The organism is Pseudarthrobacter sp. NPDC080039, assembly GCF_040702335.1.
Lineage (GTDB): Bacteria > Actinomycetota > Actinomycetes > Actinomycetales > Micrococcaceae > Arthrobacter > Arthrobacter enclensis_A.
Window position 1 is genome coordinate 1 of record NZ_JBFBKY010000066.1, and the last position, 2,638, is coordinate 2,638.

Annotated in this window: 2 protein-coding genes; both read left to right on the forward strand. The window is 67.2% G+C overall.

Annotated elements, in window-relative coordinates; translation table 11 throughout:
• Positions 1-198: 198 nt before the first annotated feature.
• Positions 199-1,728, forward strand: coding sequence for an IS21 family transposase (gene istA, locus AB0313_RS22060; protein ID WP_366308476.1), 1,530 nt, complete (start codon positions 199-201; stop codon positions 1,726-1,728).
• Entirely contained in the window at positions 1,725-2,504 is a 780-nt protein-coding gene (gene istB, locus AB0313_RS22065) for an IS21-like element helper ATPase IstB (RefSeq protein ID WP_366308477.1), read from the forward strand. The genes istA and istB overlap by 4 nt, the downstream gene beginning before the upstream one ends.
• Positions 2,505-2,638 lie beyond the last annotated feature (134 nt).

Consider the following 2,638-nt stretch of genomic DNA (forward strand, 5'->3'; position numbering starts at 1 on the left):
TGTTAGCGGCCATGAAAAACTGCCCATAGGCGGCCACGAAAATGCCCACTGACGGCCAGCAAAACTGCCCACCGGTGGCCATGAGATCTGCCCACTTCCTCAACTGAACCTGCCGCGTCTTAAGCGGCGGGAGCCTCTCCCCGGGATTTGATGACGGTGTCTAGTCGCACCAAATGTCGTCCCAGGAAGAGGCCCTGTATGAAGCATGACGGAGAAATCATGGAAATTCTTGCTGCCTACGATCTGACCGGATCGTTGCGCGCCACGGCGGAGCTCACGGGCTGCTCGCACCACACTGTTGCCAGGCACGTCGCTGCGCGGGACGCCGGCCGGCCGATCGCTGAGCCCGCGCCCCGCGATCGTGTCACCGACGCGTTCCTGCCCAAGATCGAGGAATGGATCGAGGCGTCCAAGGGCCGGATCCGCGCCGATAAAGCCCACGAGAAGCTGCTGGCGTTGGGTTATTCGGGGTCGGAGCGGTCCACCCGCCGAGCCATCGCTCAGGTGAAAGCCGCGTGGCGGCTGGGTCACACCCGCGTTCACCGGCCGTGGATCACCGAGCCGGGGATGTGGCTGCAGTACGACTTCGGTGACGGGCCGCGGATCGGCGGGGTGAAGACCATCCTGTTCGTGGCTTGGCTGGCGTTCTCGAGGTTCCGGATCGTGATCCCGTTGCGGGACCGGACCGCGCCGAGCGTGTTCGCTGCCCTGGACCGGTGCTTCCGGATCCTGGGCGGGGCACCAACCTACGTGCTGACCGATAACGAGAAGACAGTGACCACCGCCCACGTCGCCGGGGTCCCGGTGCGGAACCAGCAGACCCTTGACTTCGCCCGCCACTACGGGGTCAGCGTGCTGACCTGCCAGCCGGCGGATCCCGCGACCAAGGGCGGCGTTGAAGCATCGGTGAAACTGGCCAAGGCCGACCTCGTCCCGAAGGACACGAACCTCCGCCCCGGCTACGCGTCCTTCGCCGAGCTCGAGGCCGCGTGCCAGGCGTTCATGGACGAGGTGAACAACCGGGAACACCGGGCCACCAGGCGTAAACCGGCCGCCGTGCTGGTTGAGGAGCAGTCCCGGTTGCACCGGGTTCCGGACACCGCGCACACGGTCGCGTTCGGCCTGGCCCGCACGGTCCCGGACAACACCCCGATGGTCGCCTTCGAGAATGCTCAGTATTCCGTGCCCGCGCATCTGCTCGGCGCACGGGTGTTCGTCCGTTCCCATGGCACCGGCCCCGATGAGCAGGTCATTATCGTTCACCACGGTCCCGCCGGCCCGGTCGAGGTCGCCCGACACGGCCGGGCAAGGCCCGGCAGCCCGGCGGTCATCGAGGAGCACTTCCCCGGAACCAGGACCAGGACCCCCGGCGACTACGCCGTGAAGGCACGAACCGCCGGGGAGGCCGAGTTCCTCGCCATCGGCGAGGGCGCCAGAACCTGGCTTGTCGAGGCCGCCACGGCAGGAACGGGCAGGATGAACGTGAAAATGGCTGAGGCCGTGACCCTGGCCAAAATCGCCGGCACCGAAGCGGTCGACCGGGCGCTGGGCGACGCCGCCCTGCACGGCCGCTTCGCCCACGGTGATCTGCCCTCGATCCTGAACGCGAACATCCGGCGCACCACCACCCACGCCGCTAACGAGGCATCATCGCTGACCCAGGGCACCAGTGCCTGGGCCGGCCTCGGCACCAGAGCCTCCACGACGATGAAGGAGCAGAACCGATGAGCCCCGTCACCACCGCCGCGCCGCCGCTGCCCGCCGAGCTGGAAGCGCTGATGCGGCAGCTGAAAATGCCCCACGCCCGGGCGCTGGCCCCGGAACTCATCGCGACCGCACGGGCCCAGCGCTGGGAACCGGCAGAGGTCATCAAGGCCCTGTTCACCGAAGAAACAGCTGGCCGGGCCCGGTCCATGCTTGCCACCCGGCGCAAGGCGGCAGGCTTTCCGACCGGCAAAACCTTCGACGCCTGGGATCCCGCGGTCTCGTCGATCCCGGCGGCGACCCAACAAGCACTCCGGACCCTGGAATGGATCACCCGGCGGGAGAACCTGGTCGTCTGCGGGCCCTCCGGGACCGGGAAAACGTTCTTCCTCGAAGCGCTCGGTCAGCAGGCCGTCGAAGCCGGTATGCGCGTGGCCTGGTTCCGGCTCGAGGACCTCGGCGCCCTGATCCGGGCCCACCGCACCGACGACAGCGTCACCAAGGCCGTCGCCCGGATACTGCGCGCCGAACTCGTCGTAATCGATGACATCGGCCTGTTGCCGGTGGCCACCGACGCCGCCGAAGGTCTCTACCGGGTCGTGGACGCAGCCTACGAAAAACGCTCCGTCGCGATCTCCTCGAACCTGCACCCCGCCGGCTTCGACGAACTCATGCCCAAAACCCTCGCCACCGCCACCGTTGACCGGCTCCTGCACCACGCCCACGTCTGCCAAACCAGCGGCGACTCGATCCGCCTCACCCAAGCCCTCGCCGGAAAAGGAGTCACCCAACTGAACTAACACCACCCGACGATGGCCAACCCCGCCGAGAACCCTCAGTGGGCAGATCTGTTGGCCATCACCGGGCAGTTTTACTGGCCACCAGCGGGCACATTAACTGGCCGCCCGTGGGCAGAAATTAATGGCCATTGACA